Below are 13,151 nucleotides of genomic sequence, written 5' to 3' on the forward strand. Positions count from 1 at the left end.
GCCTGACGCTGACGGGCACGGCGGCGAATAATTACACGCTGACCACCACCTCGCTGTCGGGCAATATCGGCACCATCGACCAGGCCTCGCTGTCGATTACCGCATCCAACGCCAGCAAGACCTATGGCGAGGTCGCAACGCTGACGGGTTTCACCTCGTCCGGCCTGCAGAACGGAGAGACGATCGGCTCGGTTACCTTGACGAGCGCCGGCGAGGCCGCGACGGCCACTGTGGCCGGAAGCCCCTATGTCATCGTCGCCAGCGATGCGACCGGCGGCACCTTCAATGCCGCCAATTACGACATCACCTACCATGACGGCGAACTGGTCGTGAACCCGGCGACACTGACGGTGACGGCCTCCGACGCCTCGAAGACCTATGGCGACGCCGGCGAGCTGAACGGCGCCACGGGTTTCACCACCTCGGGCCTCGTCAATGGGGACACGGTGACTTCGGTCTCACTGTCGAGCAGCGGGACGGCCACCACGGCCAATGTGGGCGCTTATGGCATCGCCGCATCGGACGCGCAGGGCTCGGGCCTCTCCAACTATTCCCTGACCTATGCCAGCGGAACGATGACGGTGACGCCGCGGCCACTGACGGTCGCCGCCAACAATGCCACCATGAAGGCCGGTGACGCCGTGCCGCCGCTCAACTGGACGATCACTGTCGGCGATCTCGTCAACGGAGATACGCTGACAGGCGCGCTCGTGACCTCCGCCACATCCTCCTCCTCGGCGGGCGCCTACCCCATCCTTCAGGGAAGCCTGGCGGCAACGGACAACTATGCCTTGAGCTACATCCCCGGCATTCTGACGGTGCAGCGGAGCGATTGGCCGCCCCCGGAGGAGGTGGCGCTGGCGATCGCGGCGACACCCAACAGCTGGTTCGTACAGACCTCGGCGTTCTCCGCAGGCGTGGTCTTCGACACCGGGGAGAACAGCGGCAACGGGGAGGGCGGCGCGGCGGCAGACAGCCAAAATGCCGGCGGAGAATCGACAGGTTGTACCGGCGGTGCGGCCGGCGGCGCTTCCTGTACCTCTTCGCCTCATCCGCAGAATACCCGCGTCGGGCGATTCCTGCGGTTCCTGGCCCGCTGACTACCTTATCCCGCCGCCCATGAGCGGCCGGCTGGCGGCCTCCCGTCGGCCTTCTGACGCCGCCGCCCTGTGGTGGGAGCGACATCGGCCTCGCGCGCGGGCGTCTGGCCGTGCAAGGGCCCGGTCGGCGCGGCTTCGCCAGAACCGATGCGAGGCGAGGGGGAGGGAGGGGGGCGGCATCGCCCCTGGCGTGGAATATCACCAGCGTCGCGTGCAGCGCAGGGGCGAACGTGCCTGCCACCCGCGCAATAGCGGCCGCCACGCGGCCAAATCGCCACCTCAGCGAGCTGACATCGTACCGCTCAAGAACACACGGATGCACTCCCGGACATAGGCCCGGCGGCGGTCACTTCCGTCCCAGGCGAGCCGCCCGTCGAGACCGTGCGTGATGGATCCCGCCACCATGTCCATCAGCATGCGCGCCGCGTCTTTCGGATCGGGGACATCGAGGCGTCCGCGACGGCATTCATGAGCGATCCAGTCGCCGAGCAACTGCAGGATGACGCCTTTGCCATGCGTCGCCGATATCTGATCGAGCTCGGGGTGCTGAGCCGCTTCGACGAATATCAGCTGCAGGAAGGCAAAGCGCTCGCGGTCGGCCTCGTCGTCAATATCGTTGCCGAAGATCAGGTCCAGCGCGCGGTCGAGCGGGACATCATCATAATCCGCCGGCAGCCGGACCATGCGCGCGCGATGCTGGTCGATGATCGCCGTCAACAGCGCCGCTTTGCTGGGAAACAGCTGATAGAGCGTGCGCTTCGAGATGTGGCAGCGGGCCGCCACCGCGTCTGTGGTCAGCCGCGCATAACCCGCCTCCTGAAACATCTGGGTTGCCACGGCAACGATTTCGTCACGACGGGCAGCGGTGGGCATCAGCTTGGGGCGTCCCCGAGAGCGGGGGGCCGTGGCGGGCTTCGTTTCTTCAGAGGGCACAGCAACGCTTCCAGCAGGCGACGATCAGTGTGGCAGACCTAACACAATTGACAATCCGGCCGCTTGAGAAATATGGGTACTATAGCGTACCATAAATCAGATCGGCTCCGATGTCCCTTCTCAACGGCCGTTTGGCTAGAATCCCGGTGCTCGTTGTCTTCGCGGTGACGCTGGCGGCGTGCGACGGGAAGGACAAGGCGGGCGTGCCCGTTCCGGGCGCGCAAAGGCGCGCGCAGGTCGGTGTCGTCACCCTGCATCCGCAGTCGGTGGCGATCACCGCCGAACTGCCGGGGCGCACCTCGGCCTCGCTGGTTGCCGAAGTCCGGCCGCAGGTTGGCGGGCTCATCAAGGAGCGGCTGTTTCAGGAGGGCGGCGAGGTCAAGGCCGGGGACCCGCTCTACCAGATCGAGCCGGCGAGCTATCAGGCCGCCTATGACAGCGCCGTCGCCAGCCTGCAGAAGGCCGAGGCGGCAGTGCCGAGCGCCGAGGCCAAGGTCGAGCGCTATGCCGGGCTGATCAAGCAGAATGCGGTAAGCAAGCAGGACAATGACGACGCCGTCGCCTCGCTGGCGCAGGCCAAGGCCGAAGTCGCGGCCGCGCGCGCCAGCGTCGACACCGCGCGGATCAATCTCGACTACACCCGCATCACCGCGCCGATCGGCGGACGGATCGACAAGTCTGCGCTTACCCCCGGCGCGCTGGTGACCGCGAGCCAGGATACGGCGCTCACCACCATCCGCACGCTCGATCCGATCAATGTCGACGTGACCCAGTCGAGCACCAATCTGCTCAATCTGAGCAAGGCGGTCCGCGAGGGCCGCATCAAGATCAGCGGCGACAACGTCGCGGTGCGGCTGAAGCTGGATAACGGCACGACCTATGTGCATGCCGGGAAGCTGGAGTTCTCCTCGGCCTATGTCGACGAGACCACCGGCACCTATTCCGTACGTGCGCAATTCCCCAACCCGGAGCGCCTGCTGCTGCCCGGCATGTATGTGCATGCCGTGGTCGAGGAAGGTGTGGCGCCTGACAGCTTTCTGGTTCCCCAGCGTGGCGTCACCCGCAACACCAAGGGCGAGCCGGTCGCCCTCGTGGTGAATGCGCAGAACAAGATCGAGCAGCGCGTGCTCACAATCGCGCGCAGCGTCGGCAACAGCTGGCTGGTCGAGGCTGGCATTGGCGATGGTGATCGCGTGGTGGTCGAAGGCAGCCAGTTCGTGCGCAGCGGGCAGGATGTCACCGCTATCGACGTCGTGGTCGACGACACCACCGGCGAAATCAGGGAGCGCGGTCAGCAATCCGCCACGCCGACGAGCGGCGCCCTTGCAACGGGCGGCGCGGGCCCCTCCACCAGCACACCGAACTGAGGCTGGTCATGTCGCGTTTCTTCATCGACCGCCCGATCTTCGCCTGGGTGATCTCCATTCTCGTCATGCTGGGCGGCCTGTTGGCGTTGAACAGCCTGCCGATCGCCCAATACCCGCAGATCGCGCCGACCACGGTCTCGATCAGCGCCAGCTATCCCGGCGCGGACGCGCAGACCGTCGAGAACTCGGTGACCAAGATCATCGAGCAGGGCATGACCGGCATCGACAATCTCGACTACATGTCGGCAACGTCGACCTCGACCGGACAGGCGAGCATCTCTCTGACCTTCACCGGCTCCGCCGATCCCGACGTCGCCCAGATGCAGGTGCAGAACAAACTGCAATTGGTGACCTCGCAGTTGCCGACGATCGTTCAGACCTCCGGCATCGAGGTCGCCAAGGCGTCCGACGGCTTCCTGATGGTGATCGGCTTCGTTGCGACGGACGGCAAGATGTCCTCGGTCGACCTCGCCGACTACGTGGATTCAACGCTTTCCGACACGCTGAAGCGTGTGGAGGGCGTGGGCTCGACCCAGCTTTTCGGCTCGGGCTATGCGATGCGCATCTGGCTGGATCCCGACAAGCTGGCCAAGTATCAGCTTATGCCGGGCGACGTCTCCACGGCGCTGGAGGCTCAGAACACGCAGGTTTCCGCCGGACAGCTCGGCGGCCTGCCGCAGCGTCGCGGCCAGCAGCTCAACGCCACCGTGACGGCTCGCTCGCGGCTACAGACCGCCGAGCAGTTCCGCAACATCATCCTCAAAAGCCAGACCGACGGCTCGCTCGTGCGGCTGAGCGACGTTGCCACCGTCGAGCTTGGCGCGGAGAGCTTCACCACGACCTCGCAGTACAACGGCAAGCCGGCGGCAGGCCTCGCGATCAATCTTGCCACCGGCGCCAACGCCATCAACGCCGCCGAGGCGGTGAAGGCGACCATCCAACGCCTCTCCGCGACCTTCCCCGAAGGTGTCGAGGTGGTCTACCCCTATGACACGACGCCGTTCGTGGTGCTGTCGATCGAGAGCGTGGTGCATACGCTGATCGAGGCGGTGGTGCTGGTGTTCGTGGTGATGTTCGTCTTCCTGCAGAACATCCGCGCCACCCTCATTCCGACCATCGCCGTTCCGGTCGTGCTTCTGGGCACGTTCGGCGTCCTCTCCGCTTTCGGCTATTCCATCAACACGCTGACCATGTTCGCCATGGTGCTGGCGATCGGCCTGCTGGTCGATGACGCCATCGTCGTGGTCGAAAATGTCGAGCGCGTCATGGAGGAGGAAGGTCTTTCGCCGTGCGAGGCGACGCGCAAATCGATGGACGAGATCACCGGTGCGCTGATCGGCATCGCCACCGTGCTGTCGGCGGTGTTCGTGCCGATGGCCTTCTTCGGCGGCTCGGTCGGCGTGATCTATCGGCAGTTCTCGGTGACCATCGTCACCGCCATGATCCTCTCGGTGCTGGTGGCGCTGATCCTGACGCCCGCCTTGTGCGCGACCATCCTGAAACCCGCCAGGCAGGGCGCCAAGCAGCGCGGCGTCTTCGGCGCCTTCAACCGTGGCTTTGATCGCACCACCGAAGCCTATCGCCGCGGTACCGCCGGCATCATCGCCCGCTCGGGCCGCGCGCTGGTCGTGTTCCTCATCGTCGCGATCGGCATGGGTTGGCTGTTCGTGCGCCTGCCGTCCTCCTTCCTGCCGCAGGAAGACCAGGGCCTCCTGATCACCAGCGTCCAGCTGCCGGTCGGCGCCACGGCTGACCGGACGGCGCAGGTGCTGCAGCAGGTGACCGACCATTATCTCCAGGAGGAGAAGGCGGCGGTCGAGGGCGTCATGACCGTGTCCGGCTTCGGCTTCGGCGGACAGGGACAGAATGTCGGCATCGCCTTCGTGCGCTTGCGGCCCTTCGATGAGCGCAAATCCGCCAATCTGTCGGCGAACGCCGTGGCTGGACGCGCCATGGCCGCGTTCTCGACATATCGCGACGCCATGGTGTTCGCCCTGGCCCCGCCCGCGATCCAGGGCATGGGCAACTCCAACGGCTTCAGCTTCTACCTCCAGGACATCAATGGCGCTGGGCATGCGGCTCTGATCGCGACCCGCAACGAGTTGCTGGCCAAGGCGGCAAGCGATCCCCGTCTCGCCAATACAAGGCCCAACGGGCAGGAGGACGAGCCGCAATTCGTTGTCGATATCGACCAGGAAAAGGCCAGCGCGCTCGGTGTCTCGCTCGGCGATATCAACGACACACTCTCAACCGCCTGGGGCAGCAGCTACGTCAATGATTTCATTGATCGCGGGCGGGTGAAGAAGGTCTATCTGCAATCGGCGGCCGATTTCCGCATGCAGCCGGAAGACCTCGCCAAATGGCAGGTCCGCAATTCGGATGGCGCGATGGTGCCGTTCTCCTCCTTTGCTTCGACGCGCTGGACGTTCGGCTCGCCCCGGCTGGAGCGCTTCAACGGCGTCTCGGCAGTGGAAATCCAAGGACAGGCCGCACCCGGTGTCAGCTCCGGCGACGCGATGGTGGCGATCGACGAGATCGCCGCGGGATTTCCGAAGGGGTATGGCCATGTGTGGACCGGACTTTCCAAGCAGGAGCGGCTGTCGGGCAATCAGGCGAGTGCGCTCTACGCCATCGCGGTGCTGGTCGTGTTCCTGTGCCTTGCCGCGCTCTATGAGAGCTGGTCGATCCCGTTCGCGGTGCTGCTGTCGGTTCCCATCGGCATCTTCGGCGCGCTGGTGGGCGCTCACCTGTTCGGCCAGACCAACGACGTTTATTTCAAGGTTGGCCTTCTCACCACGATCGGCCTCGCCGCCAAGAACGCGATCCTGATCGTCGAATTCGCCATTGAGCGGCAGGCGCATGGCCTTGGCCTCGTGGATGCGACACTGGACGCGGCCCGCCAACGTCTGCGGCCGATCTTGATGACGTCTTTCGCCTTCATTCTCGGCGTGACGCCTCTCGCCGTGGCCACTGGGGCCGGCTCGGGCGCGCAGAACGCCATCGGCATCGGCGTGATGGGCGGCATGATCGCAGCCACCGTGCTCGGCGTGTTTTTCATACCGCTGCTTTTCGTGACGGTGCGGCGGGTGTTCGCAGGCCATGCCGCGCCGCGCGGCGTCTCGGAACCCGCCGTCCCGGTGGAGAGCGCCGATGCCCGCTAACCGCTTCTCCGGGGCTGCCCGGCATTCCGACGCGACCGGTGATCTCATGCCCCCCTCCCAGCTGCGGCCGCTCTGGCACGTCTCGCTTGTCCTTATTGCCGGCCTTGTGAGCGGTTGCGCCGTCGGTCCTGACTACACCGCCCCCTCAATGCCGATCCCCACCGCCTGGGGCAGCGGCAAAACGGCCAGCCTGACGGCGGATGATGCCACCCGTCTGCCGCCAGACCTTGCCCGATGGTGGGAGCAGCTCAACGACGCGACGCTGAACCGCCTTGTCGAGCAGGCGGTCGCCGGCAATCTCGATGTCGCGACGGCCAAAGCGCGGGTGCGCCAGGCGCGGGCCACGCGGCGGCAGGCACTGGCCGCGCTCGCCCCGACGCTGACCGGCTCCGGCAGCTACAGCCGCGCCGACAATGGCAGCAATGTCTCTGACACCGGGGATGTGACGGTGTCCGGTCCGTTCGACACCTTCAACCTCGGCGCCAATGCGAGCTGGGAGCTTGACCTGTTCGGCGAGAACCGCCGCGCCGCCGAAGCCGCGAAATATGGGCTCGACGCTTCCGAGGAGAGCCTGCGCAACACGCTGCTGGTGCTCATCGGCGATGTGACCACCAGCTATGTCGAGGCCCGCGGCTATCAGGCCCGCATCGCGCTGGCGCGCCGCACGGCAACCTCGCAGCGCGAGACGGCGGCGCTGACGCGCACCAAGCTGGAAGCCGGGTCCGCGTCCGCCGTCGACGCGGCCAATGCCGAAGGGCAGGCGGCCAGCACGGAAGCCGATATTCCTCAGCTTGAGTCTTCCTATCAGCAGTCGGTGCACCAGCTCGCCATCCTGCTGGGCCAATCGCCATCCGCGCTGAACGACGCCATGAAGCGCAGCGCTCCCATTCCCGCGCCGGGCCGCCCCGTGCCGGAGGGCGTGCCGGCCGACGTGCTGCTGTCACGCCCGGATGTGCGGCTCGCCGAACGTCAGCTGGCGCAATATACCGCGCAGATCGGTCAGGCCGAGGCCGCGCGCTATCCCGATGTCAGCCTTGCCGGCGAGGTGTCGACCTCGGCGACCAAGCTCGGCGGTCTTGGAAAGAGTTCGTCCATCAGCTGGAGTTTTGGCCCGAGCGTGAGCGTGCCGCTGTTCAATGCCGGGCAGTTGGAAGCCGCGGTCGAGTACGCTCAGGCCGAGCGCGACGTGTATTTCGTCGCCTATCGAGCGGCCGTGCTGACGGCGCTGCAGGAGGTCGAGAATGCCAGCGTGGCGCTGAGGCAGGAGCAGCGGCGCAACCGCAGCCTCGACGCGTCCGTGCGTTCCTACCGGCAGGCGGCCTCGTTGGCGCGCACGCTGTATCAAAGCGGCAGCAGCAGCTTCCTCGACGTGCTCGATGCGGAACGTTCGCTCTATTCGGCAGAAGACGCCCAACTGCAGAGCCGCGTGGCGATCACGACGGACTACATCGCGCTGAACAAGGCGCTGGGCGGCGGATGGTCGGGCGTCGTCGACACGCGCACACCGGAAGTGACCGATCGGATGGCACCCCGCTTTGTTCGCACGGACTGGGCGCAGAAATTCGCGATGTCTGAACGCAACTGAACGAGCTGCGGGGGGGGCGTCCGTTCCGGCGCTCCTGGCGCGGGGCTGAAGGTCAGCACCTGGCCAGGAAGCGCCGTCGGGCCCACTCGCCGATGTCCGTTTGTGGGCCCCCCTCGTCCGGCAGCGCCCAGTAGAGCCACCTTATTTTACACCGCCGGCGCGCCGTGACGGGCCCGGGCCTCCTCTTTGCGACGCGTTTCGGCTTCCGGGCGAAGTCGGCACGGCGCTTGCTTGGCAGCTTGTATACCAGCTGGTGAGCAAGCCTGATGAGCCTACCCCCGCCCAATATCGAGGACGCGATCCTTTCGGCGATCCTCGCAGGTCGCATCGAGCCCGGTACGCGGCTTGGCGAGCAGCAACTCGCGGATCTGTTCAGCGTGTCCCGCACCCGCGTGCGCGAAGCCATGATGCGCCTGAAGACGCGCGGCATCGTGGAGGTGAGCGCGCGGCGCGGGTGGTTCGTCATCGAGCCTTCCGCTGACGATGCGCGGGACGCGTTTCAGACCCGGCGCGTCATCGAGACCGGTTTGCTCCACACCCTGAAGCGCGTGCCGCCCGAGGTCATCGCCGGACTCAAGCGCCACATCGCGATGGAGGAGGCCGCGATAAACGCCGGGGACGTGACGTCGCGTGCCTGTCTGCTGGGCGATTTTCACATTCACCTTGCCGAGGCGTTGGGCAATCGCCTGCTCACCGAGATTATTCGCGACCTTACCGCCCGCACCACGCTGATATCGATGCTCTATCAGCCGACCGAACAGGCTGAGGAATCGAGCCACGACCACGCGGACATCGTCGCGGCTCTCGAAGCCGGCGACACCAAGGCCGCCGCTTGGCTGATGGACGAGCACATCACCAAGGTCGAGGCCGGGCTGGACTTCACCGCAAAACCCGACCCGCTCGCGGGGCTGCGCGATCTGCTCACGCCGCCACCCGCCACACCCGTTACCGCCGAACCGCCGCCACCGTGCTGCGAGGCCGAGCCTACGCATGCTCACGCCCATGCCCACCCCTCTGTCACCCAATCGAGCAAGAAGGACTAGAGCCATGAACCGCAGGACAATCCTCGCTTTCCTCGCCGGTGCCCTGATGATCGGTCAGGCCCCCACGCCCGCCAGTGCCGATGCGCTCGCCACCATCGAGACCAACAAGGTCATCCGTATCGCGGTCCCGCAGGACTTTCCGCCGTTCGGCACGGTCGGCACGGACATGCAGCCGCAGGGCTATGACGTCGATGTCGCCAAGCTCATCGCCGACAAGCTGGGCGTGAAGCTGGAGCTCGTGCCGGTGACCAGTGCGAACCGCATCCCCTACCTGCAGACCAACAAGGTCGATCTGGTCATCTCGTCGCTCGGCAAGAATGCCGAGCGTGAGAAGGTGATCGATTTCACCACCGCCTATGCGCCCTTCTTCAATGGCGTGTTCGGCCCGGCGGGTGTGGATGTGAAGGACGTGCAGGGGCTGTCGGGCAAGACCATCGGCGTCACGCGCGGCGCGGTGGAGGATCTTGAACTCACCAAGATCGCGCCCGCCGACGCGACCATCAAGCGCTACGAGGACAATAACGGCACCATCTCCGCCTTCCTTTCGGGACAGGTCGATCTGATCGCCACCGGCAATGTCGTCGCGGCCGCGATCATCGCGCGCAACCCGCCGAAGAAGCCGGAGATCAAGTTCCTGATCAAGAACTCGCCCTGTTACATCGGCCTCAACAAGAACGAGCCCGCTCTGCTAGCCAAGATCGACGCCATCATCGCCACCGCCAAGAAGGACGGAGCGCTGAACGCCATCTCGCAGAAATGGCTCGGCGCGGATCTGCCGGCCGACATCTGATCGCACGCACAGGTCGCCGGGGACCACCCGGCGACCTCCTCCCAGAACAGCAATTCCCGGCGGAGGTGAGAAATGGTCTACGCGTTCGATTACGACTGGATCGCACAATACTGGCCGGTGCTGCTCAAGGGCACCGCCATCACGGTCGAACTCACCCTCGTCGGCGGCGTTCTCGGCGTGGCGCTCGGCGTCGCCTGCGCCTGGGCGCGCGCCTACGGCCCGACATGGTTGCAAGGGATCGTCGCCGCCTATGTCGAACTGATCCGCAACACGCCTTTCCTGATCCAGCTGTTCTTCATCTTCTTCGGCCTGCCCGCGCTCGGCGTGCGGATGGGCGAATTGGAGGCCGCCAACCTCGCCATGGTGGTCAATCTCGGCGCCTATAGCTGCGAGATCGTGCGTGCCGGCCTGCAGGCGACGCCGCGCGGCCAGTTCGAAGCCGGCGCGAGCCTTGGCATGAGCCGTCTCCAGACATTCTGGTACGTCGTGCTCATCCCCTCCCTCCAGCGCATCTGGCCCGCGCTGTCGTCGCAGATCGTCATCGTGATGCTGGGCTCGGCGGCGGTGTCGCAGATCGCGGCCGAAGACCTCACCTTTGCCGCGAACTTCATCCAGTCGCGCAGCTTCCGCGCCTTCGAATCCTACTTCGTCGCGACGCTGATCTATCTCCTGCTTGCCATCCTCCTGCGCCAGTTGCTGCGTGGGATCGGTTGGACGCTGTTCCCCAAGCGCGCCGCATTGTGAGGATCGGTCCATGAACGATTTCACCACCTGGGATATCGTGCGCAACCTCCTGCTCGCGGCGCGCTGGACCATCGTGCTGTCGCTGGTCTCCTTCATGGGCGGCGGCATCGTTGCGGGGATCCTGTTGTTTCTGCGCATCGGCAGCAGCCGCGCGGGCCGGATCTTCGTGCAGGGCTATGTCGAGCTGTTTCAGGGCACGCCGCTGCTGATGCAGTTGTTCCTCGCTTTCTTTGGCCTCGGGCTGTTCGGCGTGAATGTGCCGGCATGGCTCGCTGCCGGGTTGGCGCTGATACTGTGGAGCGCAGCCTTCCTTACCGAAATCTGGCGCGGCTGCGTCGAATCCATCGTGCGCGGCCAGTGGGAGGCGTCCTCCAGCCTCGGCATGGGTTACGTGCAGCAGATGCGCCATGTCATCCTGCCGCAGGCGCTGCGCATCGCCGTGCCACCGACCGTTGGCTTCTCGGTGCAGGTGGTGAAGGGCACGGCGCTCACCTCCATCATCGGCTTTGTCGAGCTTTCGAAAGCCGGGACGATCGTAACCAACGCGACCTTCCAGCCTTTCACCGTCTACGGCCTCGTCGCCCTCATCTATTTCTGCCTGTGCTGGCCGCTCTCCAAATCGTCTCAGATCCTTGAGAGGAAGCTCAATGTCGCTCATCGAAATCACTGAGGTGAAGAAGCGCTTCGGCTCGAACGAAGTGCTCAAGGGCATCAACCTCGATGTGGACCCGGGCGAGGTGATCGCCATCATCGGCAAGTCGGGATCGGGGAAGTCGACGCTGCTTCGCTGCATAAACGGGCTCGAGACCATTGATGAGGGCTCGATCTCCGTCGCCGGTGCCCAGCTTCTGCCGGACGAGCTTCACCTCAAGGCACTGCGTTTGAAGGTCGGGATGATCTTCCAGCAGTTCAACCTGTTCCCGCATCTCACCGCAGGGCGCAATGTGATGCTCTCGCAGATGGTCGTGAAAAAGACGCCGGCGGCCGACGCAGAAGCAATGGCGCGCAAGATGCTGGAGCGTGTCGGGCTCGCGCAGAAGTTCGATGCTTATCCCGACCAGCTCTCCGGCGGCCAGCAGCAACGTGTCGCCATTGCCCGCGCGCTCGCCATGCAGCCCATCGCCCTGCTCTGCGACGAGATCACCTCGGCGCTCGACCCGGAGCTCGTCAACGAAGTCCTCGCGGTGGTGAAAGAACTGGCCTCGGAGGGTATGACGCTTCTCATGGTGACGCATGAGATGCGTTTCGCGCGCGACGTCTGCTCGCGTGTCGTCTTCATGCATCAGGGCCGGGTACACGAGATCGGACCGCCCGAGGCGGTATTTTCCTCTCCGCAGACGCCCGAGCTTCAGCAATTCCTCGGCGTTTTGTGAGGCGGACGCACAATGGGTAAAATTTTACTATTAGGAGAAGGCGCTCATTTCTTGATTTGTGCGCGTTTCACTCACGTCAAAGCTCGCAGAAATCAATCGGTACTGCGAAGCCGGCGGCACGCGATACATGATTGCACGCTCTTGAATCCGTTTATATCGGGATTCTTGTAGAATTTGTGCGTGGAGGCTTCTCAATCGTCCCTGCTGCGTGCGGTGACGATCGGGATGAAGGCGGTCTGTCCCGGTCCGGCGCTCAAGGTTCGGCCCGCGCATTTCGCAGGCCGCGCGCGAGCGCGGGCTGATCGTGCGCGCCATGCCCATGGCGACATTCTCGGCGTCGCGCCGCCGCTGGTGATGAATGAGGGGGAGATCGACGAAATGGTCGAGATGACGCGCGCCGCCCTTCGCAAGGTCACCGATAAGCTGGTGGCAGCAGGACATGCGCTGGCCTGATGGCCGGCAGCGTCAATCGGGCATAACGGGCAAGGCCCGGCTTCCAAAATTCAGGGGACCAAGATGCTACACTGCCGCGCCGTCTCGATCTTCACCTGGGCCTTCTCCCTCAGCCTGCTCGCCGGCACCGCCTGACCTGCCGTTGTTTCCCACCGAAGCGGAAGGCCAGCCGTCAGAGCTTGCCACCCGTAGGAGTGACGAGAAGATGGAGGCCGCCTCCATCCGACAGATTGAAAGGTTTCTTCGTCGCCTTGGCCTGGCGGATTGCGACGTCTGTCAACGGCATTGGAGGCGCCCTTTGTTGGCATCGCGATTTGTTGGCATCCGCGAATGCCAACGAACATGCCAACAAATTTCCCGAATGCCAACGAGCCCCGGAGAGCCGCCGCGAGCCTCGAATTCAGCTAAGTCGAGGAAATGTCCCGCTTTTGAGCTTTCTAGAGCCACCTAAAGCGGGGAAATGGTGCCCAGGGACGGAGTCGAACCGCCGACACTGCGATTTTCAGTCGCATGCTCTACCAACTGAGCTACCTGGGCGTAGCCGGCAACGGCTGCAAGCCGTGCGGAGCGGGCGGGTTATAGAGTCTCGGCTGCGCCCTGTC

Annotated in this window: 11 protein-coding genes and 1 tRNA gene; 10 read left to right on the plus strand and 2 right to left on the minus strand. The window is 65.0% G+C overall.

The window, feature by feature from the left end; genetic code table 11:
- A partial coding sequence (locus J2S75_RS18420) for an MBG domain-containing protein (protein WP_307022049.1) occupies positions 1–1,100 on the plus strand: 1,100 nt, incomplete at its 5' end.
- Between the two features lie 279 nt (positions 1,101–1,379).
- Here the strand turns inward: J2S75_RS18420 and J2S75_RS18425 are convergent.
- Positions 1,380–1,973 carry a TetR/AcrR family transcriptional regulator gene (locus J2S75_RS18425; RefSeq protein ID WP_307022051.1) on the minus strand — a complete coding sequence of 198 codons (594 nt, stop codon included), beginning with the start codon at positions 1,971–1,973 and terminating at the stop codon, positions 1,380–1,382.
- Between the two features lie 170 nt (positions 1,974–2,143).
- Between J2S75_RS18425 and J2S75_RS18430 the strand changes: the two genes are divergently transcribed.
- The 9 genes from J2S75_RS18430 (at position 2,144) to J2S75_RS18470 (ending at position 12,549) form a co-directional block, all read left to right on the plus strand.
- Positions 2,144–3,400 carry an efflux RND transporter periplasmic adaptor subunit gene (locus J2S75_RS18430; protein ID WP_307022053.1) on the plus strand — a complete coding sequence of 419 codons (1,257 nt, stop codon included), beginning with the start codon at positions 2,144–2,146 and terminating at the stop codon, positions 3,398–3,400.
- A gap of 8 nt (positions 3,401–3,408) precedes the next feature.
- Positions 3,409–6,561, plus strand: a complete 3,153-nt coding sequence (locus J2S75_RS18435; protein WP_307022054.1) for an efflux RND transporter permease subunit — start codon at positions 3,409–3,411, stop codon at positions 6,559–6,561.
- A 46-nt stretch (positions 6,562–6,607) separates the two neighbouring features.
- Positions 6,608–8,146 (plus strand): efflux transporter outer membrane subunit, encoded by a 1,539-nt coding sequence (locus J2S75_RS18440; protein WP_307022332.1) that lies wholly within the window; start codon positions 6,608–6,610, stop codon positions 8,144–8,146.
- Between the two features lie 266 nt (positions 8,147–8,412).
- A complete protein-coding gene (locus tag J2S75_RS18445) occupies positions 8,413–9,189 on the plus strand; it encodes a GntR family transcriptional regulator (RefSeq protein ID WP_307022056.1) in 777 nt (258 codons plus the stop codon).
- Between the two features lie 46 nt (positions 9,190–9,235).
- Positions 9,236–9,979 (plus strand): transporter substrate-binding domain-containing protein, encoded by a 744-nt coding sequence (locus J2S75_RS18450; RefSeq protein WP_307022334.1) that lies wholly within the window; start codon positions 9,236–9,238, stop codon positions 9,977–9,979.
- A gap of 72 nt (positions 9,980–10,051) precedes the next feature.
- Positions 10,052–10,723 carry an amino acid ABC transporter permease gene (locus tag J2S75_RS18455; protein ID WP_307022058.1) on the plus strand — a complete coding sequence of 224 codons (672 nt, stop codon included), beginning with the start codon at positions 10,052–10,054 and terminating at the stop codon, positions 10,721–10,723.
- A 10-nt stretch (positions 10,724–10,733) separates the two neighbouring features.
- Entirely contained in the window at positions 10,734–11,393 is a 660-nt protein-coding gene (locus J2S75_RS18460; protein ID WP_307022060.1) for an amino acid ABC transporter permease, read from the plus strand.
- Positions 11,371–12,096: an amino acid ABC transporter ATP-binding protein gene (locus J2S75_RS18465; RefSeq protein ID WP_307022061.1), complete on the plus strand. Its 726-nt coding sequence runs from the start codon at positions 11,371–11,373 to the stop codon at positions 12,094–12,096. Before J2S75_RS18460 ends, J2S75_RS18465 begins: the two co-directional genes overlap by 23 nt.
- Before the next feature lie 180 nt (positions 12,097–12,276).
- A complete protein-coding gene (locus J2S75_RS18470; protein ID WP_307022063.1) occupies positions 12,277–12,549 on the plus strand; it encodes a hypothetical protein in 273 nt (90 codons plus the stop codon).
- Between the two features lie 461 nt (positions 12,550–13,010).
- Here J2S75_RS18470 and J2S75_RS18475 read toward each other — a convergent pair.
- A tRNA-Phe gene (locus tag J2S75_RS18475) sits at positions 13,011–13,086 on the minus strand.
- Positions 13,087–13,151 lie beyond the last annotated feature (65 nt).

It is taken from the genome of Ancylobacter polymorphus (assembly GCF_030813495.1).
GTDB lineage: Bacteria > Pseudomonadota > Alphaproteobacteria > Rhizobiales > Xanthobacteraceae > Ancylobacter > Ancylobacter polymorphus.

What these genes read in the sequence shown, in the direction of transcription:
- J2S75_RS18425 (WP_307022051.1), bottom strand. Translation starts at nt 1,973, where the DNA reads ATGCCCACCGCTGCCCGTCGTGACGAAATCGTTGCCGTGGCAACCCAG.
- J2S75_RS18430 (WP_307022053.1), top strand. Translation starts at nt 2,144, where the DNA reads ATGTCCCTTCTCAACGGCCGTTTGGCTAGAATCCCGGTGCTCGTTGTC.
- J2S75_RS18435 (WP_307022054.1), top strand. Translation starts at nt 3,409, where the DNA reads ATGTCGCGTTTCTTCATCGACCGCCCGATCTTCGCCTGGGTGATCTCC.
- J2S75_RS18440 (WP_307022332.1), top strand. Translation starts at nt 6,608, where the DNA reads ATGCCCCCCTCCCAGCTGCGGCCGCTCTGGCACGTCTCGCTTGTCCTT.
- J2S75_RS18445 (WP_307022056.1), top strand. Translation starts at nt 8,413, where the DNA reads ATGAGCCTACCCCCGCCCAATATCGAGGACGCGATCCTTTCGGCGATC.
- J2S75_RS18450 (WP_307022334.1), top strand. Translation starts at nt 9,236, where the DNA reads ATGATCGGTCAGGCCCCCACGCCCGCCAGTGCCGATGCGCTCGCCACC.
- J2S75_RS18455 (WP_307022058.1), top strand. Translation starts at nt 10,052, where the DNA reads ATGGTCTACGCGTTCGATTACGACTGGATCGCACAATACTGGCCGGTG.
- J2S75_RS18460 (WP_307022060.1), top strand. Translation starts at nt 10,734, where the DNA reads ATGAACGATTTCACCACCTGGGATATCGTGCGCAACCTCCTGCTCGCG.
- J2S75_RS18465 (WP_307022061.1), top strand. Translation starts at nt 11,371, where the DNA reads ATGTCGCTCATCGAAATCACTGAGGTGAAGAAGCGCTTCGGCTCGAAC.